The sequence below is a fragment of the Polaromonas sp. genome, from assembly GCF_036676035.1.
Classification (GTDB): Bacteria; Pseudomonadota; Gammaproteobacteria; order Burkholderiales; family Burkholderiaceae_C; genus Polaromonas.
Genome location: NZ_JAKFDR010000098.1, coordinates 64126 through 85534, shown reverse-complemented (window position 1 = coordinate 85534; position 21409 = coordinate 64126). Strand labels below are relative to the sequence as shown.

The following is a 21409-nucleotide window of genomic DNA, read 5'->3' as shown; positions in this document are numbered from 1 at the left end:
AACGCGTCAGGCAATCTTGAATCGGGACACCGATTGACGCAGCTCTTCTGCCATGCGCGACAAATCCCGCACCTGTTGCGCCGTGGAACGGGTACCTTCTCCGGTTTGTTCCGTCACCGCAAAAATGTGCTGGATGTTTCCGGCCACCACGTTGGCTGATTCAGCCTCCCGGGACGCTGAGTTGGAGATCTGCTCAATCAGGTCGGCGAGGCGCCGTGACACGCGGTCAATCTCGGTCAGGGCCGTACCCGCGTTATCGGACAGCTTGGCCCCTTCCACCACACCCTGCGTGGAGCGCTCCATGGCGGCCACCGCATCCTGGGTGTCGGTCTGAATCGCTTTCACCAGCGCCGAAATCTGACGCGTTGCATCGGCGGAGCGTTCAGCCAATCGCTGCACCTCTTCGGCCACCACCGAGAAGCCGCGACCGGCCTCACCGGCTGATGCCGCCTGAATGGCCGCGTTGAGCGCCAGCACGTTGGTCTGCTCGGTAATGTCGGAAATCAGCTCGGTAATCTCGCCAATCTCCTGCGACGACTCACCCAGGCGCTTGATCCGCTTGGAGGTTTCCTGAATCTGGTCACGGATGGAGTTCATACCGCCAATGGCGTTTTGCACGGCATGCAGGCCGGATTCGGCAGCGGTCAGGGACTGGCGGGCCACCTGGGAAGATTCCTGCGCCTGGCTGGACACCTCGTTGATTCGTGTTGCCATGTCCAGCACGGACTGGCCGGTTTCACGAATTTCCCGCAACTGCTCGGTCGAGGCGGCCAGCAGTTCGGTGGAGGTGCTTTCCACCTGTGCCGTCGTCTGTGCCACACGGGTCGCCGTGTTCTGCACGTTGCCCACCAGCTGGCGCAACTCCTCCACCGTGTAGTTCACGGAGTCGGCAATGGCGCCGGTAATGTCCTCGGTCACCGTCGCTTCCTGGGTCAGGTCACCTTCAGCAACGGTCTGCAATTCGTTCATCAAACGCAAAATGGCGGCCTGGTTGGCGTCGTTGACGCGCTTGGCGTCCTGCTCCTGGCTCTTGGCTTCCTGCCGCTGCTGCTCGGCAACCCCTTGGCGCTGCTGACTGTCTTTCACCTGCAAGCGCGCCAGACCTGCCGCGCACAGCAGTGCAATCGCCGCAGCCACCGCCAGGGTCGTCAGGGCACCTGCGCTAAGGCCCGATTGGGACGACAGCTTGCCCTGCAAATCTTCCAGGCCGCGGCGCAAGGGCTCGCTGTCGGAAATAATGGAGGCTTGGGCTTCACGGGCTGACACCAGACCCTGCAAGTTGCCCAAAATCGCACCCGCCTGCACGCGCGTCTGCTCATAAAGCGCCATCAGGGCTTCGAGGCGTTCGCGGGTTTGCGGGTCCTTGGAGCCGCTCAAACGCAATTCGGGGCTGCCTTCCTGCAGGCCTTGCGCGATTTCCTTGAACGAGTTCAAGTCCTTGCCGAGCAGAAACACGGCCTCGGGACTCACGCCCTCCATGGTCAGGAATTCGTTGGCAGATTTACCAATCCGCTGGGTCAACATCACCAGCTGGCCGGAGGCAGAAATTTCGGCTGGCGCCGCATTCTGCTGGAGCTTGAGGGACGATACGGTTTCGGCAATTTCCAGCAGGTCCGATGATTGCCGGTTAATCGTGCGCAAGGCGTTGCCCACCTGGGTCAGAATATTCTGCTGGCCCATCACGGCGCCGGCATTTTTTTCGGCCCGCTCCATCAGCGGCATGATCTTCTCGACATCCGGCTGGAGCTCTTCATCCACTGCGGCCAGGCGCAAGGAGTCCTCACCGGCTTTCAGGCCGCGCACGGTTTTGGCCAGCACGTCCGAACTTTCACGCACGTCAGGGAAGGCCTGGGCACTGCCCACCAGCGCCTGCGATACGGATTTGGCCAGTCGCTGTGACTGCATCAGGGACTGACCGGTGGCCGCCACCTGCTGAGCCACCCTGTCAGCCTGGCTCAGGGCCAGATAGGTCACCGTACCCAGCACAATCACCGCGAGAATCAGCAAGGACACAAGAGTCCTCTGGTGCTTGCCAATGGTCCGTTTGCCCAGCAGCGGCAGCGACAACAGCTCCTGGTTCTCAGCCGCCAGCAGCTCACCCGAGGTGGAGTCCAGACTGCTGTCAGCCGGCGCATTTTCACTCTCGGCAACCTGCTGCATGGCCCCTGTGCGCAGGGCAGCGCCGTCCATGACCCCCGTTACCATGGGGTCGGCAGGGATGCCAACGGACGCCATATCCATGCTGTCCTCCGGTGGCCGTGCCGGCTTGGATTTGAATAGCTGCTGGATTTTTTCGATAACAGACATGGAGAGCCTTCCGGAGAAAACGTGGTGCGCTAGGCGCCGATAGTCAAAAAATGAGCCTGCTGCGCAAGCGACTGAAGGTTGATTTCCTGCCAGCTTGCGCCACTCTGGTCAACATAGCTATGGCCAAAAAACTCGGGGGAATCGGGCGCTCTTTCGGAGAATTCACTGAAGGCATCGGGATTGCGCAGGCCTGCCAGCCGGTCAATCAGCAGGGCGCAATTGATTTCAAGCGCGCTGTTGAGCGCCACCAGCCGCGCATCAGTACGGGCCAGCTCGCTTCGAACGGCCGGGCTTTGCCCGGACACATAACTGGCCAGGTCCACCACCCCAAACAAACCGCCGCGCAGATTGGCCACACCGGCAAACCAGGGCTGCGTGTAGGGGACCGCCTGCGTGTTGACCCATGGGAAGATTTCCCCGGACTGGTTCAGTGGAAACAGGTACTTGCGGCTACCGGCCTCAACCGCCAGCCAGGATGCCGTCACGCCCTGTGTTCGCGCTGCCTGCAGCCTCTCCGCCAGCCGGCTTTGCAACTCTCTGAGGGCTTGTCTGTTCGCCATGCTCTGGGGGGTCTCCGGGCAATCAGCCCAAGGCCTTGATCTTGGCCATCAGCTCGTCAGCGTCCACTGGCTTGGTGATGTAGTCGCGGGCGCCCTGGCGCATGCCCCAGACCCGGTCCGTTTCCTGGTTCTTGCTGGTGCACATCATGATGGGAATGTCGGAGTACAGGGGATCGCGCGTGATGGCACGCGTGAGCTGGAATCCGTTTTGCCCGGGCATCACCACGTCCATCAGGATCAGCTCGGGCTTGTCTTCCGCCAGACGGCGAAAAGCGTCCTCGGCATTCTCGGCGGTTTTGACGGTGAACCCTTTTTTCACCAGCAAATCCGTCAGGAACATCAATTCGGTCTTGGAGTCATCGACTACCAGAATTTTTTTAATCGCCATCACGCTACTCCTTGTTTTGCGCTGCCCAGTTCTGAAACGGTCTGCAGCAACTGGTCTTTGGTAAAAGGTTTGGTCAGATAGTCCTGCGAGCCCACCATGCGCCCGCGCGCCTTGTCGAATACGCCGTCCTTGGAGGACAGCATCACGATAGGCACCGCCGCAAACTTCTGGTTTCGCTTGATGATGGCACAAGTTTGATAGCCATCAAGGCGTGGCATCAGGATGTCGCAGAAAATCAGGTCGGGCTCGTAGTCATTCACTTTGGAGAGGGCGTCAAAACCGTCTTCAGCCAGCAATACTTCGTGACCACCCTGCTTCAAAAATATCTCGGCGCTGCGCCGGATGGTGTTGCTGTCATCAATGACCAACACCTTGAGACCGGAACTGGGAATACTCACTGACTCTGCTCCTGTTAACGCTGGACCGATGACATGACATCAGTCCGCGACTGCCTGGACGACCGGCTCGTCCGCCATTTATCCGTTTATATCTGAACCATTTCAAAGTCTTCTTTGCGCGCGCCGCATTCGGGACAGGTCCAGTTCATGGGGACCTGGGCCCAGGGGGTGCCGGCAGCGATGCCATGCTCTGGCGCGCCAGCCGCTTCGTCGTAAATCCACCCACAAATTAAACACATCCAGGTCATTGTTTGAGTCACAGCTTAAGTTGCCTTCGAATAGAATGCAACAATTGTATCGAGGCGGCGTTGCTTATTCGCGTACAAGGCAAAATCCCAGCCTATGGCAAACCCCAACCCACCCCCTGCGGACAGCACACAGCTCCTGGCTGACGACGACAGCGAAACCTCCCCGGCCTGTGTCATGAGCTTCAATGCCAGCGACCCGAGCGGTGCCGGTGGCCTGACGGCCGACATCACCGCCATCACCTCCGCCGGCGGGCACGCGCTGGCCGTTGTGACCGGCGCCTACGTGCGGGACACCGCCGAGATTTTTGACCATTGCGCGTTTGACGAAGAGGCCGTGACCGAACAGGCCCGCACCGCACTGGAAGACATGACGGTGAGCGCCATCAAGGTCGGCTTTGTCGGAACGCCGGAAAACATCAGCGCCATTGCGGAAATCGCATCCGATTACGCCGAAGTACCACTGATTGCTTACATGCCCACCCTGTCCTGGTGGGATGAGAGCCAGATCGACAACTACCTCGACGCCTTTCGCGAACTGATGCTGCCGCAAACCACGGTGCTGGTCGGCAACCACAGCACCCTCTGGCGCTGGCTGCTGCCCGACTGGCCGGGCGAGCGCAGCCCGTCGGCGCGCGACATCGCCAAAGCCGCCTCGGAGCTCGGCGTGCCCTACACGCTGGTCACCGGCATTCCGATGCCCGAGCAATTCATCGACAACGTGCTGGCCACGCCGCAAGCGGTTTTGTACAGCGAAAAATTCGAGCGCTTTGAAGCCACCTTTTCGGGCGCGGGCGACACGCTGTCGGCAGCCTTGTCGGCCCTGCTGGCCAACGGCCACGACCTGCAGGCCGCCACCACCGAAGCCCTGACTTACCTGGACCACAGCCTGGACGCCGGCTTTCACCCCGGCATGGGCAACATCGTGCCCGACCGCATGTTCTGGGCGCAGGCAGACATGGACCTCGAAGAGGCCGGCGACGAGCCGGCGCCGGGCGACCCGCAGAGCGCCGACCCCCTGATTACCGCACCCCCTTTTGACTTGCCTACCAATGGAACTACCAAGCATTAAATCTGCCCCCGGCCGCAATGCAGCCCTGTTCGAGCGCGCCAAGGCGCTGATCCCCGGGGGGGTCAATTCCCCGGTTCGCGCCTTCAAGGCAGTTGGCGGCACGCCGCGCTTTGTGCAGCGGGCGCAAGGCGCTTATTTCTGGGACGCCGATGGCCAGCGCTACATTGACTACATCGGATCCTGGGGCCCCATGATCCTGGGCCACGGTCACCCGGCGGTCGTCGAGGCCGTGCAGCGCGCGGTGCTGGAAGGCTTTTCCTACGGCGCGCCGACCGAGCGCGAGGTGGAGCTGGCCGAAGAAATCGTGCAGTTGCTGCCTTCGCTCGAAATGGTCCGGCTGGTCAGCTCGGGCACCGAAGCGGCCATGAGCGCCATTCGCCTGGCGCGCGGCGCCACGGGCCGCAGCAAGATCATCAAGTTCGAGGGCTGCTACCACGGCCATGCCGATGCGCTGCTGGTCAAGGCCGGCTCAGGCCTGGCCACGTTTGGCAACCCCACCAGCGCCGGCGTGCCGCCTGAAGTGGTGCAGCACACGCTGGTGCTGGAGTACAACCACATTGCCCAGCTGGAAGAAGTGTTTGCACTGCACGGCAACACCATTGCCTGCCTGATGATAGAGCCGATTGCCGGCAACATGAATTTTGTACGCGCCAGCGTGCCCTTCATGAAACGCTGCCGTGAACTCTGCACGCAACACGGCGCGCTACTGGTGTTTGACGAAGTGATGACCGGGTTTCGCGTGGCCCTGGGCGGCGCCCAAAGCGTCTACGCGCAAAGCATTCCCGGCTTCAAGCCCGACATGACGGTGCTGGGCAAAGTGATTGGCGGCGGCATGCCGCTGGCCGCTTTTGGCGGCAGCCGCGCGGTGATGGAGCAGCTGGCGCCGCTGGGCCCGGTCTACCAGGCCGGCACGCTGTCGGGCAACCCGGTCGCCACGGCCTGCGGCCTGGCCACCTTGCGCGAAATCCGCAAACCGGGGTTTTATGAGGCGCTGGGCGAGCGCACGCGCAGCCTGGTGGCGGGCCTGACGCAAGCGGCCGGCAAGGCCGGCGTTGCCTTCTGCGGCGACAGCGAGGGCGGCATGTTCGGCTTTTTCCTGCTGGGCCAGCTGCCGCAAAACTACGCCACGGTAATGAGCACCGACAGCCCGGCCTTCAACCGCTTCTTTCATGCCATGCTGGCACGCGGCGTGTACTACGCACCGGCCCTGTACGAGGCCGGCTTCGTCAGCTCGGCCCATACGGCTGCGGACATTGAGGCCACGGTAGACGCGGCGGCGCAGTTCTTTGCCGGTGCCTGAAGCGGTAAATTTGCTACCAAATTAATAGCGCCTCTCGCAATACCATCAGGGGCCAGAGCCTGTTTTACTGAAAGTCGAAGTTCGCCGGGCGGCGAACTTCAATGACGGAAATGCCGCACACCCGTCAGCACCATCACCACTTCACGCTCGTTGGCGGCGGCAATCACCTCGTCGTCGCGCATGCTGCCGCCCGGCTGGATCACGCAGCTCGCGCCGGCGTCCACCACCACGTCGAGCCCGTCGCGGAAGGGGAAAAACGCGTCGCTGGCCACGGCTGAGCCCTGCAGCGTCAGGCCCGCATTGGCCGCCTTGATCGAGGCGATGCGAGCCGAGTCGATGCGGCTCATCTGGCCGGCCCCGACGCCCAGGGTCATGCCGTCGGCGCAGAACACGATGGCGTTGGACTTGACGTACTTGGCCACTTTCCAGGCGAACAGCAGGTCCTGCAGCTGGGCCGGTGTGGGTTGCAGCTTGCTGACCACCTTCAGGTCGGCCAGGGTCAGTTCATGGTTGTCGGCCGTCTGCATCAGCAGGCCCGAGCCGACGCGCTTGATGTCCATGGCGTTGCGGCCCTGCTTCCAGGCGGTATCGCCACCTGGCGGCAAGTCAATCTGCAAAATCCGGACATTGACCTTGCTCTTGAACACCTCCAGCGCCTCGGGCGTGAAGGCCGGCGCCATCAGCACCTCGACGAACTGCTTCGAAATCTGTAGCGCCGCGCGCTCGTCCAGCGGGCAGTTCAGGGCAATAATGCCGCCGAAAGCCGAGGTCGGATCGGTCTTGAACGCCTTGCTGTAGGCCTGCAGCGCATCGACCCCGGTGGCCACGCCACAGGGATTGGCGTGCTTGACGATCACGCAGGCGGCGCCGTCCTTGAGGCTGTCGAAACTCTTGACGCATTCCCACGCGGCGTCGGCGTCGGCAATGTTGTTGTACGACAGCTCCTTGCCCTGCAGCTGCCGGGCCGTCACCAGCGAGCCGGGGGCCGGGTACAGATCGCGGTAGAAGGCGGCCTGCTGGTGCGGGTTTTCGCCGTAGCGCAAATCCTGCAGCTTGATGAAGCGGCCATTGGCCTGGGCCCCGAACAGGCCGTGGCTGCCGTCAGCCTGGATGCTCGAGAGGTAGTCGCTGATCGCGCCGTCGTACTGGCTGATGCGGTTGAACGCGGCCACCGACAGGGCAAATTTCGTTTTATCGGTGAGCTTGCCGCCGGCCTTGAGTTCGTCGAGCACGGCCTGGTACTGCGAGGCATCGGTCAGCACGCCCACGTCTTTCCAGTTCTTGGCGGCCGAGCGCACCATGGCGGGCCCGCCAATGTCGATGTTTTCAATCGCGTCTTCCAGCGTGCATCCGGCTTTGGCAACGGTGGCTTCAAACGGGTAGAGGTTGACCACCAGCAGGTCAATCGTGTCAATGCCATGCGTCTTGAGCGCCGCCATGTGCTCGGGCATATCGCGGCGTGCCAGCAGGCCGCCATGGACCTTGGGATGCAGGGTTTTGACACGGCCATCGAGCATTTCCGGAAAACCGGTCAGAGCGGCCACCTCGGTCACGGGCAGGCCGGCATCGGCCAACAGCTTGGCGGTGCCGCCGGTGGAAATCAGCTTGATGCCCAGCGCGTGCAGCGCCTGTGCAAATTCAAGAATACCGGTTTTGTCGGAAACAGAAATTAATGCGTTCATGGTTTTCTTTGAGGGCAAATGGGGTTGAAAGGCGGGGTTGACGGCGGACAGCACGCCAGCTTGCTGCGGCTCACTTGATGAGCTTGTGCTCCACCAGCTTTTTACGCAGGGTGTTGCGGTTCAGGCCCAGCCATTCAGCGGCCCGGGACTGGTTCTGGTCGGCGTACTGCATGACCACTTCCAGCAGGGGTTTTTCCACCACGCGGACCATCATGTCGTACATGCCACCGGGCTCGGTGCCGCGCAAATCCCTGAAATAACCTTCCAGACTGGTGCGCACGCACTCCTCAATGTGTTTCTTGCTCATGCAGCCCATCCCTCCTGTTCTTCAAGCTGTTTTTTATCGTTGTTGTCCATGCCTGCGCCCGCCAGGGCTTGCGCAGGGGCGGGCATGCGGTCCATGCGGGCGCCCAGGTCGTCAAAAAAGTCTGCAACAGCCTGCAGCTGTTGCTGGCAGTCTTCCAGCGAATTCATGCGCGCGCGAAAGGCTTCGCCCCCGGGCAGCGTTTTGACGTACCAGCCAATGTGCTTGCGCGCCGAGCGCACGCCGGTGAACTCGCCATACAGGGTGTAATGGTCCAGCAGATGGTCGAGCAGCAGGCGCTTGACCTCTGCCACCAGCGGCGGCGCCAGGTGCGTGCCGGTGGCCATGAAATGCGCCACCTCCCGGAAAATCCAGGGCCGGCCCTGCGCGGCGCGGCCAATCATCACGGCATCGGCGCCGGTGCAGGCCAAAACATCGCGGGCTTTTTCAGGCGTCGTGATGTCGCCATTGGCGACCACGGGAATCTTCAGGGCCGCCTTGACCGCGGCGATGGTGTCGTACTCGGCCTGCCCCTTGTAGCCCTGCTCGCGGGTGCGGCCATGCACGGTGACCATCTGCACGCCGGCGCTCTCAAACGCACGCGCCAGCACCAGGGCATTTTTGTGCGACTGGCACCAGCCCGTGCGCATCTTGAGCGTGACTGGCACCTGGCGCGGCTCGCAGGCGGCCACCACAGCCTGCACAATCGACAGGGCCAGCGCCTCGTCCTGCATCAGGGCCGAGCCGGCCCACTTGTTGCAGACCTTCTTGGCCGGGCAGCCCATGTTGATGTCAATGATCTGCGCACCGCGGTCAATGTTGTAGGCGGCCGCCTCGGCCATCATGGCCGCCTCGGTGCCGGCAATCTGCACGGCAATCGGGGCCACTTCGCCTTCATGGTTGGCACGGCGCGAGGTTTTGAGCGAGTCCCACAGGTCGCGGCGCGAGGTCACCATTTCGCTGACCGCATAACCGGCCCCCAGCTGCTTGCACAGCCGGCGAAACGGCCGGTCCGTCACACCGGCCATCGGTGCGACAAACAGGTTGTTTGCCAGAGCATAGGGGCCGATGTTCATGAAAAATGCCGGGGATGTAATTGCTGAAAAACGAGGCATGATTGTAGCTGCCTAAAATTTCAGCAATTGAAATCCGGCGCCTGTTTATAACCACCTGCACCTCCATTCTGCGCCCCCTTTGCTCCCTATACTCAGGCCCATATGGAAATCTGGCTTGAACACCTGCTGACACTGCTGGCCTTGCCAAAATTTGGCCTGAGCACGGTGTTTGTGGTGTCTTTCATCTCCGCAACCCTGCTGCCCCTGGGTTCCGAGCCGGTGGTGTTTGGCCTGGTCAAGATCAACCCCGAACTATTCTGGCCCACCCTTCTGGTAGCCACCGTAGGCAACACGCTGGGGGGCGCGTTGGACTGGTGGATGGGCTACGAGGCGCACCAGGTGGTCGACAAGTACTCGCACTCCACGCACCATGGACGGGCCCTGCGCTGGCTGGAGCATCTGGGCCCCAAGGCCTGCCTGCTGTCCTGGCTGCCTGCGGTGGGAGACCCGCTCTGCGCGGTGGCCGGGTGGCTCAAGTTTCCGTTCTGGCCCTGCCTGGCCTACATGGCGATCGGCAAGTTCTTACGCTACGTCATGATGACGGGCGGTTTGCTGTGGGCGTTTCCTGGAGGCATTGGCTTTTGACCCCCCGCATGCCACCGCATGCGCTGCGCTGGACATGCCTCTGGGCTTACGCCGGCCTCAAAACCGCTCGTGCGGCAACAGGTAGCGCCACTGCCCCACCGGCAGGTTGCTCATGGGCACGCGGCCGATGCGGATGCGCTTCATGGCCTGCACCGTGAGCCCCACGCTTTCGCACATATAGGCGATCTGCCCGGGCTGCTCGCCCTTGAGGGCAAAGCGCAGCCGCGTCTCGTTTTGCCAGCTGACCTTGCACGGCGGCAGCAGCACACCATTAAAGGTAAAGCCGTGGTCGATGCGATTGAGCCGCTTCAGGCCTTCGGGCACGATCTCGCCGCTCACCTCCACAATGACTTCATGCTCGATCACGGCGGCATCTTCCGTGAGCTTGCGCGTCATGCGCCAGTCCTGCGTGAACACCACCAGGCCACTGGCCGCGGTGGCCAGCGGGGTCACCAGCTTGACGTCGGAGAAATGTTTTTTGAGTGGCCGGACCCCGGAGCGGTCATCCGGCCACTGCTTGGCCGTCAACAATAATTGAGCGGCGGAGTGGGCCGCATTCGTGCCCGCGCCCAGACCGGCCTCGCAAGCTGGCGGTTTGTGCAGCAAGATGGTGACCGGTGACAGTGCGATCAGGCTGGCGTCGGGGCTGAGCTCAATCTTTTGCTGCAGCACCCTGAACTGCGGCTCTTCCACCACCTGCCCGTCCACCGTGACCCAGCCGCCTTCGATGTACTGCTCAGCCTCGCGGCGCGAGCAGCCCACCAGTTCGGCAAGGCGTTTGGCAAGGCGAACAGCTTCTGTCATGAAAAGATCGGCCCCGGTGAAAAGTTGGGCAGCTGGTGCTGCCGGTCGGCGCTAATCCACTATCAATTCGATAGCTACTTGCGCATACATTCAAAGGGCCAGGGGCCTAAAACACCCTAAAACCCGCCGAACGATCTCCTGATCTTCTAGATATTGAACAGGAAGAATGGGCGGGCGGCCGCACCAATGCTCGGTCGCTGTGCTTCGATCTTCATTTCATACCCGCGTTCATACCCGCTTCTGTGACCGCAGCGGCCACCTCATCTGGCGCCGCCGCGTCGAAGTCCAGATTATCGCTGACTGGGCCGGCTGGGTTGCGGTAGCCCATCGCCTGGTAGCCGTGCTGGCGCCTGTCCCACATCCGCAACAGGGCCGGGTGACCCGCGTCGACGAAGTCGATGATGTGCACGCGGGTCTTGTTGGCGTGTTCGCGGTGCAGACGGCCGGCGTACTGTTGCAGCGTACCCTTCCACGAGATGGGCATGGCCAGCACCAGGGTGTCCAGCGGTGGGTGGTCGAAGCCTTCGCCAACCAGCTTGCCGGTGGACAGCAGCACGCGCGGCGCGTCGGGTCGCAGGGCATCCAGTTCACCGATCAAGGCAGCGCGCTGCTTCTTCGACATGCGGCCGTGCAGCGTGAATAGCGTGGGCACGCGACCGGCCAACGCAGTCACCATGGCGTCGAGGTGCTCGGTGCGCTCGGTCAGCACCAGCACCTTGTGGCCCTGCGCATAGGCGCTGGCAACTTCTTCGGCGATGGCAGCGGTGCGCCCAGCATCGCCCGCAAGCGTTCGAAACACTTCCTGGATGCCGGCGTCCCCGGCCAGGGTGATGTGGGCGGAAAGGTAGCGGGGAATCACCTCCAAGGTTTGCGGTGCACCCCTTGGCCGCGCAGCCACGTGACGTGTCGGGCCGCACTGCATGAAGATGATCGGCTGCCGCCCGTCACGCCGGATGGGCGTGGCAGTCAGTCCGAGCACGTACTTGGCCTTCGCGCGCTTCAGGATCGCCTCGAACGATACGGCTGAGAGGTGGTGGCATTCGTCGGCGATGACGTGGCCGTAGTCCTCCACCTGTTCGCTGGTCTCGCCTTGCCTGTGAAGCGACTGCATCACGGCAATATCGATCCGTCCCGTGGGCTTGGCCTTGCCTGCGCCAATGGTGCCGATCGCGCTCTTGCCCAGCTCGTCGGTCGCCAGGAACGCCTGCAGCCGTTCTTGCCATTGCTTGAGAAGTTCGGTGCGATGCACCAGCACCAGCGTGTTCACGCCGCGCCGGGCGATCAGGGCCGCTGCCGCGACAGTTTTGCCGAATGCGGTCGGCGCGCACAGGATGCCCGTGTCGTGCGCCAGCATTGCAGCAACGGCTGCATCCTGATCCGGCCGCAACATTCCAGCAAAGCGCACTTCCAGCGGCTGTCCGCCAAAGCGTTCGTCCCGAAGTTCGCAGCGGATGCCGTTATCGCGTAGAAGCTCCCTGGTGGCATCGAGGCAGCCACGCGGCAAGGCAATGTGGTTCGGGAAGTTCTCGGCGCAGCCGATCACGCGCGGTTCATCCCACACCGACAAGCGCATCGCCTGCGCCTTGTAGAACTCCGGGTTCTGGAATGCCGCCAGCCGGATCAGGCGATTCGCCAGCGCTTGTGGCACAGACGCCTTGTCGAAGTACAGCATGTTGGCCAGGGTCACGGTCAGCGATGTGGGCATTGGGCCGGGCAGACGCTGCTTGGCCAGCGTCGTGCGTTTCCACGGTTCTTGCGGGTCCTCCTCGGTGATGAAGGTGACGTCGAGCGGATGCGAGCCGCCGGTGGCACGCAGGATCGTCGGCTCGATGTCGTGCGGCACCATGGGCTGTACCGATGCGAGGAAGCCCCACTGGTCAGCGTAGGGCTGCAGCGCATCGTCCACGAACACGCTGCCACCGCTCTCGCGAGACGCTTTCTGTAGCGGCAAAGCGATCAGATTGCCAAAGCCGCCCTTGGGCATTGTGTCCTGGTTCGGGAACAGCCGGTCATAGGACGTCAGCTTCAGTTGCCGGGTACGGGCGCAGGTGTGGCTGAGGATGGCGGTGCCGAGCCGTCGTGCATCCCGTGCCGCGACCTTCGACGAGAAAAACACCCACGCATGGGCACCGTTGCCCGAGCGCGAGATTTCCAGCACGGCCGGCACTCCCAGTTCGCGGCAGGATTGGATGAAGGCCCGGGCGTCGCTGCGCCAATCCGCGTCGTCGAAATCCACCGCGAGGAAATGGCAGCTGTCATCCGCCAGTAGCGGATACACGCCGATGGTGTGACGGCCGGCGAGATGGTCGTAGATCGTCTGGTCGGTCAGCGGCACGTGCAGCCGGTGGCCGCAGTCAGCGCACTTGATGCGAGGCTTCTCGCAAACGCCCGCGCGCCATTCATTGGCGCACGCCGGCGAATAGCCCGTCTTGCCCGCTTTGCTCTCCCAGCGCACGGGATAAATATCGGTGCGGCCGCGAAACAGCCGGCGAAAGAGCGCGACTTTGTCGTCCGTGGACAACGGGACGGCAGAAACCACGGCGGCCACAGGTTCCGGCACACGCCAGGCAATGCCATGGGCGTCCAGCAACCCGACCAGCCGAGCGTTCTCGGCGCGCAGCCGGGCGAGTTCATCGTCCCTGCCCGCTATCATCCCGTCCATAGACCCGCTGCGGTCAACCGGCGCAGCAAGGCACCACGCGTCGCATGGTGCACCAGGAAGCGCCGCAATGCGCGTTCGAACTCCTTGCTGCTGGACGTGAGCGCATAGCCTTCGGCCAACTCTGCCAGGGCGCGCACCGCCTGTTCATAGCCCGATGCCGAACCGCGCTGCGCCTGTGCATCGATGGCTGCCCAGTGCTTGTCCACATCGGCCATCAACAGCCGCAGGGTCGCTTCGCGTTGCTGGCGGCGTTCAGCCTCCTGCTTCGCGCGTTTCTTTGCTTCACACTCCAGGCGGACGCCAGAGGCCGATTGGGCGAGTTCGCGCAGTTGGCCCACGCTGCGTCGCGGTCCGGGCGAGGCTGATGCCGGGCGTTGTGTCTTCAGCCAGGCTGCGTGGCGGGATCTGACCTGGCGTTCCGCTTCGTGTCCCCGCCCTTGCGCGATCAACTTCAGCACCGCCGCCATCTCGTTGCGCGGCCATTCGTCCAGCCACGCATCGATGCGATCGGCCTGCGCAGCATCGTCCCGTGAAACGCGGGCTCTCCCGGTCATGGCGGCGGCCAGCATGTCGGCATCGATCTCCAGGAATTCGACCAGTGCCTGCTGCGGTGGGGACAAGTCCGACAAGCCGGGCAGCACCTCCGGTTCCAGCGCGTCATCCCGGAGTTCGCTGGCTGCGGCCAACCACCCGAGGTACAGCGGCCGCAGGTCGCCACGCAGCAGTTCGTCGCGCAACGGTGCCAGGCGCCGCATCCAGCCGTTGCCGTCGTCCATGCTGAAGCGGTCATAGTTCTCGCTCTCGTCGAGCGAGCAGTCGATGATCCAATGCGCATCGTTCGCCTCGATGCTCAGGGTGTGCCGGGTGGCAAAGGGCTTTACCTCCGCCTTGCGGAAGGCGGCCAGCGGCACGCGCAAGGCCAGCCGGCAACTGCACCAGTTGGCGGTGTAGACAAAGACGTCGAAGTAGCGCCGCATCCAATCGGACGGGTCGGCCTTCAGGCCGCCCCACTCGTAGTGGTTGACGAAGCCCGCTGGCGTGATCTCGGCGCGCGTGGAAATCGCACGCAGTTGCGTCATCTCGGCGCGAATGAGGGGCCGGTCAATGGCCGCGAATTCGTAGTACTGGTATTCGCTCATGCTGCGGCTTTGCGCTTGCGCACGGTTGGGGTTTGCTTCACCGCGCGAAATGCCGAGTCGTCGCCGAGGTGTACGTAGATGTGGCCCTTCAATTCGCCAGCCACGATCTCGGCATGCCCACGGCCCGTCAGTTCGTCGCCTTCGTCGAAGCCATGCCAGGTGAAATCGATGCGCAGGCTTTGCTGCTTGTCTACCTTGCAGTCCATCTGCCCCTGCACCATGCCGAACTGAAAGCTGCCGGATCGGCCTGCACTGAAAGTGATGTGGCCGGGCACGTCCATGTCCACGTAGTCCTGATCCCAGCCGCTCATCCAGACGATGCGCCAAGGGCCGGCGAAGGGGTTTTGCGCCATGGCGGCTATGCCTCGCCGGTCGAATGGCCGGCCCGCAGTGCAGCCACGAACTGCTCGCGGTGAAAGACGTTGTCCATCAGCCCCCCGATTGCCTGCTCTTGGGAACATCAGGCAATGCCTGTGGCGCTGCCACGAGTTCGTACCAGACACCCCGACCAGCACCATGCAGCCCCAAGTGACCACGCTCCACCAGAGCACGGAAATGCTGTTTGAGCGTGTTGCGATTGCCACCGGTCAGGCGCATCGCATCGCCCATCGTGATGCGGCCATGCTCCCGTGCGAACTCGACTATTTGCAGCGACAGCTCGGGTAACGCGGCCAGCACCAGCTTCTCACGCTCGACCTTGCGATGGAGCCTGCGCACCTGCTCCGCCAACGCGCGCAGAAAGAAGATCAACCAGGGTTGCCAGTTGGGCGCCTCGGTGCGGATGGTGCCCTGCGTCTGCCGCAACGCGAGGTAGTAGGCCTCCTTGCTTTGCTCGATCACGCTTTCGAGCGAGCTGTAGGGCACATAGGCATAACCGGCCTGCAGCAAAAGCAGGGTGGTGAGTACTCGGCTCAAACGGCCGTTGCCGTCCTGGAAGGGATGGATCTCCAGGAACACCACGACCCACAGGCCGATGAGCAACAGCGGATGAAGCCGGCCCCTCTTTTGATCTTCCCGCTCTTTATTGAACCATGTCACCAGTTCGGTCATCAGGCGAGGCGTGTCGAAGGGCGTCGCTGTCTCGAACACCACCCCGAGCTGCTTGCCGTCTTCGTCAAACGCGACCACGCTGTTGGAGGAGGTCTTGTAATTGCCCCGGTGCCAACCGTCCTTCTCGCTGTAAGCCAGCAGGTCGCGGTGCAGCTGCTTGATGTGGTTCTCGGTCAGCGGGATGTCCTGCCAAGAGGAGAACACCAGTTCCATGAGCTCGGCGTAGCCGGCCACCTCCTGCTCGTCGCGTGTGGTAAATGACTTGATCTGCAGGTTGGACAGCAGGCGCTCGACCTCGCGGTCCGACAGCTTGCTACCCTCGATGCGGGTGGACGAGCCGATGCTCTCGATGGTGGCCACCCGCCGCAATGCCGACAGCCGATCCGGCGCCAGCGTGCCGAGCGCGCGCCAGGCACCCTTGAACTCATCGACACCGGCGATGAGGCTCAGGATTTCCGGGGCGATCTGGACGGTGTTGGACTGGATCATTGAGCCCAATGCTACATCCATTTACACCCATTTCTCCTCGGGCTTACGCTGCACAGTGCGCGGCGCATTATTCAACCCATTTGCACCCATTCTTACATCACAGCGCCGGATCGCGATTTGCTACAAACTATATAGCACTCAACGCCCATTCCATGCGGACAACAGTCACAATTGGCAATGCGTCAGACGTTGAACAGGAAGTTCATGACATCGCCATCCTTGACGATGTACTCCTTGCCTTCGCTGCGCATCTTGCCGGCATCCTTGGCGCCCTGCTCACCCTTGTAGGTGATGAAGTCGTTGAACGCAATGGTTTGCGCGCGAATGTAGCCCCGCTCGAAGTCGGTATGAATCACGCCTGCGGCTTGCGGGCCGGTATCGCCGACATGAATGGTCCAGGCGCGCACTTCCTTCACGCCGGCGGTGAAGTAGGTTTGCAGGCCCAGCAGCTTGAAGCCGGCGCGGATCAGCCGGTTCAGACCGGGTTCGTCCTGGCCAATTTCGGCGAGGAACATGTTTTTGTCTTCGTCGCTCATGTCCGCTAGTTCGGCTTCTATCTTGGCGCAAATGGCGACCACCGGCGCGTTCTGACCGGCCGCGTACTCGCGCAACTTGTCCAGAAACGGGTTGTTTTCAAAGCCGTCCTCGGCCACATTGCCGACAAACATGGCCGGCTTGGCGGTGATCAGGCACAGCGGCTTGAGCAGCGGCTGGTCTTCCTTGTTGAATTCAATCGAGCGCACCGGCTTGCCCTGGTTCAGCGCGGCCTGGCATTTTTCGAGGATGGCGACCAGCTTGGCGGCTTCCTTGTCATTGCCGGAACGCGCGGCCTTGGTGTAGCGGTGCAGGCTTTTTTCCACCGTGGCCAGGTCGGCCAGGCACAACTCGGTCTGGATCACTTCAATGTCGGAGATCGGATCGATCTTGCCGGCGACGTGGATCACGTTGTCGTCGGCGAAGCAGCGCACCACATTGACGATGGCGTCGGTCTCGCGGATGTGGGCCAGAAACTGGTTGCCCAGACCTTCGCCCTGACTCGCCCCGGCGACCAGGCCGGCAATGTCCACAAATTCGACAATCGCCGGCACGATGCGCTCGGGCTTGATAATTTCTGCCAACTGCGCCAATCTGGGGTCCGGCAGCTCGACAATACCGACGTTCGGCTCGATCGTACAAAAGGGATAATTCTCGGCCGCGATTCCCGCTTTGGTCAGCGCGTTGAACAGGGTGGATTTTCCGACGTTAGGCAAGCCTACAATGCCGCACTTCAAACTCATGACAAACCTTCAAAAACAGGCTGAGAAGTGTATTCGATACGCGGCAGACAGGAATCTGACTCCTTGGCAGACCCTTTTGCGGACCCTGCTGCTGCTCACGGCCGTGGCCCTGCTTTCTCCGCCTGGACTGGCCCAGCCGGTCACCACGCTGGACGCGCAAACCCCCTCCATCGACCTGCGCGCCGCCAGCCTGATCTGGATGGATCCCACAGGCCAGGCCAGCATCGAGCAGGTCGCCAGCCGCAAAAATGCCCCGTCCATGGCGCCTGCGCAAGGCGATGCCCCTTATTCGCTACGGGCCAAGACGGCCCTCTGGCAGCATTACCGGCTGCTCAGGCCCGCTGGCGACAAAACGTCCTGGGTGCTGGAGTTTCCCACGCCCCAGCTCGATCTGGTCACGGTTTTCCAGCGCCCGCCCGGCGGCACCTGGTTTTCGCAAACCGCCGGGGACACCGTGGCCGTGGCCAGCTGGCCCGAGCCCGGCCGCTACGCCCGCTTCCAGCTTGAGTTGCCCGCCGGCGAGGAGCGTGATGTGTACGTGCGCATCCAGCATGCCACCGACATCGACATCCCCATCAACGCCACCACCGCAAACAGCCACAACCAGCGCCTGCAGCTGGAATACCTGGGCATCGGCGTGGTGCTTGGCGCCCTGATTCTGCTGGTGGCCGCCTGCACGGCCCAAAGCTGGATTTACGACGACGCCCTCTACGGCTGGTACGCGGCCTACACCATCATCATTGCCTTGGCGATCGCCGCCTACTCTGGGGTGGCAGGCCATTTGCTGTGGCGCAATTTCGGCGCCTGGGCAGACATCGCCCAGGGCTTTTTGGCCCTGCTGGGCGCCAGTGCTGCGCTGCTGTTTGTCCATGCCCTGTGCGGCAAGCCACGCTGGCGCTGGTTCGACGCGTCGGTTCACTGGACCGGCCTGGCCGGCGTGCCGCTGGCGATTCTTTATGCGAACCTGGCACGCCCCTACGGCGTCCAGCTGGTGGGCGTTTACCTGCCGCTCGTGGTGGTTCTGGGCATTGGCACGGCTTATGTAGCCTGGCGCCGCAGCGATGTCGTCGGCCTGTGGGTACTGGCGGCGTTCACGCCGCTGGGCTTGACCACCCTGCTGGCCATGGCACGGATTTTCGGCTGGATCAGCACCAACTGGGCTTCGCAATACGGGGTCATGGTCGCGCTCACGATCGGGGTGCCCCTGCTGCTGGTGACTCTGAGCATCCGTTCGCGCGAGCGCCACGGCGTGGAAGCGCGTGAACAGGCCATGGCCAGCCAGGACGCGCTGACCGGGCTGCTGGCTGCGCACCTGTTTGAAGACCGCCTCAACCAGGTGGTGTCGCGCGCCAAGCGCCACAAGGAACCCGCTGCGGTGGTGTTTGTGGACCTGGTGAACTACGACTACATCAAGCGGACCTGGGGCACGGCGGTGGCCGAGCAAAGCCTGCTGCGCAGCGTGATCAAATTGCGCCGTGTCTTGCGTGATGTCAATACCGTGGGCCGGATTGGCGAAGCCCGCTTTGGCCTGATCATGGAAGGCGTGAGCTCACGCACCCCGGTGACCGAGCTGGCGGCCCGGCTGATTGCCGCGGGCCTGATGCCACTCAAGGGGCTACAGCCCGAGGTGATTCTGCAGTTTCATGTGGGTGGCGTCCTGCTGAATGAGCGGCTCATGGACGGGCCGGCCCTGTCGCAGGCCCTGGCCGACCTGCTTGACGGGATGGCAGCGCGAACACGCCGCCCGATCCGGTTTCTGGACCCCGAGCTGACCCACCCCATGCCGCTGGAAGCCGACTCCGGGCTGGATGACGAGGCGGACAACAATGACTGAACGCGTCCGCAACCGCTCAGGCGCTGGGCACAGGTTCAGTCGAAGCGGTAGTTGGCCGTGACGGCTTGTCCGACCTGGAGCAGATGGTCGGTGCCGCGCAGCACGATGGCGTTCATGCCAAAAGTCAGCGCGCCATTGAGCCGCGCATCCTGCCGATAGGTTTGCAGCATGTCGCCCACCTCCGGGCTGCTGGTGGCGGTGACCGGGTCAATATTGGGGATGGGGCAGCGCCCGCAGGGTTTGACGGGTTTGAGCTGCACCGTGCCCTGCCCGGTGGCGATCTGCAGCTCATCGAGCCGGTCTTCATCGTGCGGCGCCAGTTCGCTGCCGCCCGCAGCATCGCCCAACACGACGTTGGGCCGAAAGCGCAACATGTCCACAGCCGCCGCACCGACAGCCGCCAGTTTTTCATTCAGGCCCGCCAGTGAAGCCTCGCTGGTCAGCAGCACCGGGAAACCATCGCTGAACTGGTTGAGGGCTTCCACGCCGTCCGTCCATTTCAGGCTGCAGATTCGCTTGTGCGCCGGGTCAAAGCGCACCAACCGCGCCGTGGTGCCCAGAAAATCACTGAACCACTGCGCCGCCACCGGCCCCATGTCGTAAGCCTGAACCTCATCGTCCCAGACCCGCACCCGCACGGGCGCCTCCACCTCATTGAGCGCAATGTGCAGGGCCAGCATGCCGGGCGCCCGCAGCACCATGTCGTGGTGCCTGAGCCGGGGCTGGATCAGCGCCATGCGCGGCAGTTCGCGCTGCGTCAGGAACTGGCCCTCGCCGTCCACCACCATCCAGGCCCGGTCAAATTCGAGCCCGATTTCCGTCAGGATGGCCTCCTTCACCTGCACCCCGGCGCAGGACTTGATGGGATAGACAAACAGGCGTGAGATCACCGCCTGGATGTCGGAGCCGGCGGCAGAAAAAGTGACAGACGATGTTTCACTCAATGAATCGCTCACGTGTGACAAGTCCTTGTTGAAATTCTGGTTGAGAGGCGGGCTGAGACCCTGTCGTGAATCCTGTTGCGGGCAGGGTTCAAGCGCTTCGGCAAAACGCCGATTTTGCCCTGCCTTCTAAAATGAGGCATGTCCAAGCCTTTTGATGTGTGTATTCGCGGTGGCGGTATCGTCGGCCGCACGCTGGCGCTGCTGCTGGCGCGCGAGCGGCTGCGGGTCGCGCTGGTCGCCCGCCCCACCGGGCAGGCACAGACGCCCATGCCGGTCGATGTCCGTGCTTATGCGCTCAACAGCGCCTCCCGGCTGCTGCTGGAAACGCTCAGGGCGTGGCCTGAGAGCAGCGCCGCCACGCCGGTTCTCGAAATGCGGGTCTGGGGCGATGACGGGGGCCGGCTGGATTTCACGGCAAGCGACATTGGCCAAAGTGCCCTGGCCTGGATTGTCGATGTGCCCGCGCTGGAACAGCAATTGGCCCAGGCCGTGCATTACCAGCCCCAGATCGAAACCGTGGAGGCGCCGGTCAAGGCCGCGCTGAACGTGGTCTGTGAAGGCCAGAAAAGCAGCAGCCGCAACGAATTTGGCGCGCAATGGACCGTCAAGCCCTACCCGCAAAAGGCCATTGCCGCCCGCCTGGACTGCAGCCAGCCGCATCAGGGTGTGGCCCGGCAATGGTTTAGCCACGGCGATGTGCTGGCGCTGTTGCCCCTTTCGGGCCCCACCGGGAACTCCGTGGCGCTGGTTTGGTCTGTCTCTGTGGAGCGTGCCCAGATGCTGGAAAAACTGCCGCCAGACGAGTTTTGTGTCGCCTTGCAACGGGTTTGTGGCGACGAGCCCGGTCAAATGCGGCTGATCAGCGAGCTGGCCAGCTGGCCGCTGGCGCTGTCGCAGGCCCAGCGCTGGGTCGGGCCCGGCTGGGCGCTGGCGGGCGACGCGGCGCACACGGTGCATCCGCTGGCCGGTCAGGGCCTGAATCTGGGACTGGCCGACGCGGCGGGCCTGGCCCATGTGATTCACGAGCGCGAGTACTGGCGTGGTCTGGGCGATGAAAAACTGCTGCGCCGCTACGAACGGGCGCGCAAGGCCGATGTGGCCGCCATGGGGGTGGTCACCGATGGCTTGCACGGCCTGTTCGCACAGACGGATGTGCGCTGGCAGGCGCTGCGCAATTGGGGCATGAACAGTTTTGCGCGCAGCGGGCCTTTCAAGGCCTGGGTGACGAAACAGGCTACGGGTTTATAGAACCGG

General features: G+C 63.0%; 20 protein-coding genes. 5 read left to right on the top strand and 15 right to left on the bottom strand.

Annotated features, from left to right (window positions below):
* Window positions 1-6: 6 nt before the first annotated feature.
* The 5 genes from V6M61_RS14685 to V6M61_RS14665 form a co-directional block, all read right to left on the bottom strand.
* Window positions 7-2307 carry a methyl-accepting chemotaxis protein gene (locus tag V6M61_RS14685; protein WP_332777323.1) on the bottom strand — a complete coding sequence of 767 codons (2301 nt, stop codon included), beginning with the start codon at window positions 2305-2307 and terminating at the stop codon, window positions 7-9.
* Window positions 2308-2336: 29 nt separating this feature from the next.
* Entirely contained in the window at window positions 2337-2867 is a 531-nt protein-coding gene (locus V6M61_RS14680; RefSeq protein WP_332777322.1) for a chemotaxis protein CheW, read from the bottom strand.
* Between the two features lie 22 nt (window positions 2868-2889).
* Entirely contained in the window at window positions 2890-3255 is a 366-nt protein-coding gene (locus V6M61_RS14675) for a response regulator transcription factor (protein ID WP_332777321.1), read from the bottom strand.
* Window positions 3255-3653 (bottom strand): response regulator, encoded by a 399-nt coding sequence (locus tag V6M61_RS14670; protein WP_332777320.1) that lies wholly within the window; start codon window positions 3651-3653, stop codon window positions 3255-3257. The genes V6M61_RS14675 and V6M61_RS14670 overlap by 1 nt, the downstream gene beginning before the upstream one ends.
* An 86-nt stretch (window positions 3654-3739) precedes the next feature.
* Window positions 3740-3913 carry a rubredoxin gene (locus V6M61_RS14665; protein ID WP_332777319.1) on the bottom strand — a complete coding sequence of 58 codons (174 nt, stop codon included), beginning with the start codon at window positions 3911-3913 and terminating at the stop codon, window positions 3740-3742.
* Window positions 3914-3995: 82 nt separating this feature from the next.
* Here V6M61_RS14665 and thiD point away from each other — a divergent pair, with 82 nt between their 5' ends.
* Entirely contained in the window at window positions 3996-4970 is a 975-nt protein-coding gene (gene thiD / locus V6M61_RS14660; protein ID WP_332777318.1) for a bifunctional hydroxymethylpyrimidine kinase/phosphomethylpyrimidine kinase, read from the top strand.
* The gene (gene hemL / locus V6M61_RS14655) at window positions 4951-6270 is read left to right on the top strand and encodes a glutamate-1-semialdehyde 2,1-aminomutase (RefSeq protein WP_332777317.1); all 1320 of its coding nucleotides are present in this window, start codon (window positions 4951-4953) and stop codon (window positions 6268-6270) included. Before thiD ends, hemL begins: the two co-directional genes overlap by 20 nt.
* Before the next feature lie 98 nt (window positions 6271-6368).
* Here the strand turns inward: hemL and purH are convergent, their stop codons facing one another.
* From purH to dusB, 3 genes are all read right to left on the bottom strand, one after another.
* Entirely contained in the window at window positions 6369-7952 is a 1584-nt protein-coding gene (purH, locus tag V6M61_RS14650; RefSeq protein ID WP_332777316.1) for a bifunctional phosphoribosylaminoimidazolecarboxamide formyltransferase/IMP cyclohydrolase, read from the bottom strand.
* Window positions 7953-8022: 70 nt separating this feature from the next.
* Window positions 8023-8259 (bottom strand): Fis family transcriptional regulator, encoded by a 237-nt coding sequence (locus V6M61_RS14645; RefSeq protein WP_332777315.1) that lies wholly within the window; start codon window positions 8257-8259, stop codon window positions 8023-8025.
* Complete coding sequence (gene dusB, locus V6M61_RS14640; RefSeq protein ID WP_332777314.1) at window positions 8256-9332, bottom strand: tRNA dihydrouridine synthase DusB; 1077 nt, start codon at window positions 9330-9332, stop codon at window positions 8256-8258. Before dusB ends, V6M61_RS14645 begins: the two co-directional genes overlap by 4 nt.
* Window positions 9333-9473: 141 nt before the next feature.
* Here dusB and V6M61_RS14635 point away from each other — a divergent pair, with 141 nt between their 5' ends.
* Window positions 9474-9956 carry a YqaA family protein gene (locus V6M61_RS14635; protein WP_332777313.1) on the top strand — a complete coding sequence of 161 codons (483 nt, stop codon included), beginning with the start codon at window positions 9474-9476 and terminating at the stop codon, window positions 9954-9956.
* A gap of 57 nt (window positions 9957-10013) precedes the next feature.
* On the opposite strand, the gene V6M61_RS14630 is transcribed toward V6M61_RS14635, so the two are convergent.
* The 6 genes from V6M61_RS14630 to ychF form a co-directional block, all read right to left on the bottom strand.
* Window positions 10014-10760: an rRNA pseudouridine synthase gene (locus tag V6M61_RS14630; protein ID WP_332777312.1), complete on the bottom strand. Its 747-nt coding sequence runs from the start codon at window positions 10758-10760 to the stop codon at window positions 10014-10016.
* Between the two features lie 211 nt (window positions 10761-10971).
* Window positions 10972-13422 carry a TOTE conflict system archaeo-eukaryotic primase domain-containing protein gene (locus V6M61_RS14625; RefSeq protein ID WP_332777311.1) on the bottom strand — a complete coding sequence of 817 codons (2451 nt, stop codon included), beginning with the start codon at window positions 13420-13422 and terminating at the stop codon, window positions 10972-10974.
* Entirely contained in the window at window positions 13410-14561 is a 1152-nt protein-coding gene (locus tag V6M61_RS14620) for a hypothetical protein (RefSeq protein ID WP_332777310.1), read from the bottom strand. Before V6M61_RS14620 ends, V6M61_RS14625 begins: the two co-directional genes overlap by 13 nt.
* Window positions 14558-14914: a hypothetical protein gene (locus V6M61_RS14615; protein WP_332777309.1), complete on the bottom strand. Its 357-nt coding sequence runs from the start codon at window positions 14912-14914 to the stop codon at window positions 14558-14560. Before V6M61_RS14615 ends, V6M61_RS14620 begins: the two co-directional genes overlap by 4 nt.
* Window positions 14915-14990: 76 nt before the next feature.
* Window positions 14991-16121, bottom strand: coding sequence for a Fic family protein (locus tag V6M61_RS14610; RefSeq protein ID WP_332777308.1), 1131 nt, complete (start codon window positions 16119-16121; stop codon window positions 14991-14993).
* Window positions 16122-16282: 161 nt separating this feature from the next.
* Window positions 16283-17377: a redox-regulated ATPase YchF gene (ychF, locus tag V6M61_RS14605; RefSeq protein ID WP_332777307.1), complete on the bottom strand. Its 1095-nt coding sequence runs from the start codon at window positions 17375-17377 to the stop codon at window positions 16283-16285.
* Between the two features lie 76 nt (window positions 17378-17453).
* Here ychF and V6M61_RS14600 point away from each other — a divergent pair, with 76 nt between their 5' ends.
* The gene (locus V6M61_RS14600; protein WP_332777306.1) at window positions 17454-19211 is read left to right on the top strand and encodes a 7TM diverse intracellular signaling domain-containing protein; all 1758 of its coding nucleotides are present in this window, start codon (window positions 17454-17456) and stop codon (window positions 19209-19211) included.
* 35 nt (window positions 19212-19246) lie between these two features.
* On the opposite strand, the gene V6M61_RS14595 is transcribed toward V6M61_RS14600, so the two are convergent.
* The gene (locus tag V6M61_RS14595; RefSeq protein ID WP_332777305.1) at window positions 19247-20167 is read right to left on the bottom strand and encodes an MOSC domain-containing protein; all 921 of its coding nucleotides are present in this window, start codon (window positions 20165-20167) and stop codon (window positions 19247-19249) included.
* Between the two features lie 126 nt (window positions 20168-20293).
* On the opposite strand from V6M61_RS14595, the gene V6M61_RS14590 reads away from it, so the two are divergent.
* Window positions 20294-21403, top strand: a complete 1110-nt coding sequence (locus V6M61_RS14590) for an FAD-dependent monooxygenase (protein ID WP_332777304.1) — start codon at window positions 20294-20296, stop codon at window positions 21401-21403.
* The last annotated feature ends 6 nt before the right edge of the window (window positions 21404-21409 follow it).

Coding starts and splice junctions, on each gene's coding strand:
- ychF (WP_332777307.1), bottom strand. CDS start 17,377: ATGAGTTTGAAGTGCGGCATTGTAGGCTTGCCTAACGTCGGAAAATCC.
- V6M61_RS14645 (WP_332777315.1), bottom strand. CDS start 8,259: ATGAGCAAGAAACACATTGAGGAGTGCGTGCGCACCAGTCTGGAAGGT.
- hemL (WP_332777317.1), top strand. CDS start 4,951: ATGGAACTACCAAGCATTAAATCTGCCCCCGGCCGCAATGCAGCCCTG.
- V6M61_RS14630 (WP_332777312.1), bottom strand. CDS start 10,760: ATGACAGAAGCTGTTCGCCTTGCCAAACGCCTTGCCGAACTGGTGGGC.
- V6M61_RS14680 (WP_332777322.1), bottom strand. CDS start 2,867: ATGGCGAACAGACAAGCCCTCAGAGAGTTGCAAAGCCGGCTGGCGGAG.
- V6M61_RS14685 (WP_332777323.1), bottom strand. CDS start 2,307: ATGTCTGTTATCGAAAAAATCCAGCAGCTATTCAAATCCAAGCCGGCA.
- V6M61_RS14620 (WP_332777310.1), bottom strand. CDS start 14,561: ATGAGCGAATACCAGTACTACGAATTCGCGGCCATTGACCGGCCCCTC.
- V6M61_RS14615 (WP_332777309.1), bottom strand. CDS start 14,914: ATGGCGCAAAACCCCTTCGCCGGCCCTTGGCGCATCGTCTGGATGAGC.
- V6M61_RS14625 (WP_332777311.1), bottom strand. CDS start 13,422: ATGGACGGGATGATAGCGGGCAGGGACGATGAACTCGCCCGGCTGCGC.
- V6M61_RS14675 (WP_332777321.1), bottom strand. CDS start 3,255: ATGGCGATTAAAAAAATTCTGGTAGTCGATGACTCCAAGACCGAATTG.
- V6M61_RS14590 (WP_332777304.1), top strand. CDS start 20,294: ATGTCCAAGCCTTTTGATGTGTGTATTCGCGGTGGCGGTATCGTCGGC.
- V6M61_RS14635 (WP_332777313.1), top strand. CDS start 9,474: ATGGAAATCTGGCTTGAACACCTGCTGACACTGCTGGCCTTGCCAAAA.
- thiD (WP_332777318.1), top strand. CDS start 3,996: ATGGCAAACCCCAACCCACCCCCTGCGGACAGCACACAGCTCCTGGCT.
- purH (WP_332777316.1), bottom strand. CDS start 7,952: ATGAACGCATTAATTTCTGTTTCCGACAAAACCGGTATTCTTGAATTT.
- dusB (WP_332777314.1), bottom strand. CDS start 9,332: ATGAACATCGGCCCCTATGCTCTGGCAAACAACCTGTTTGTCGCACCG.
- V6M61_RS14610 (WP_332777308.1), bottom strand. CDS start 16,121: ATGGATGTAGCATTGGGCTCAATGATCCAGTCCAACACCGTCCAGATC.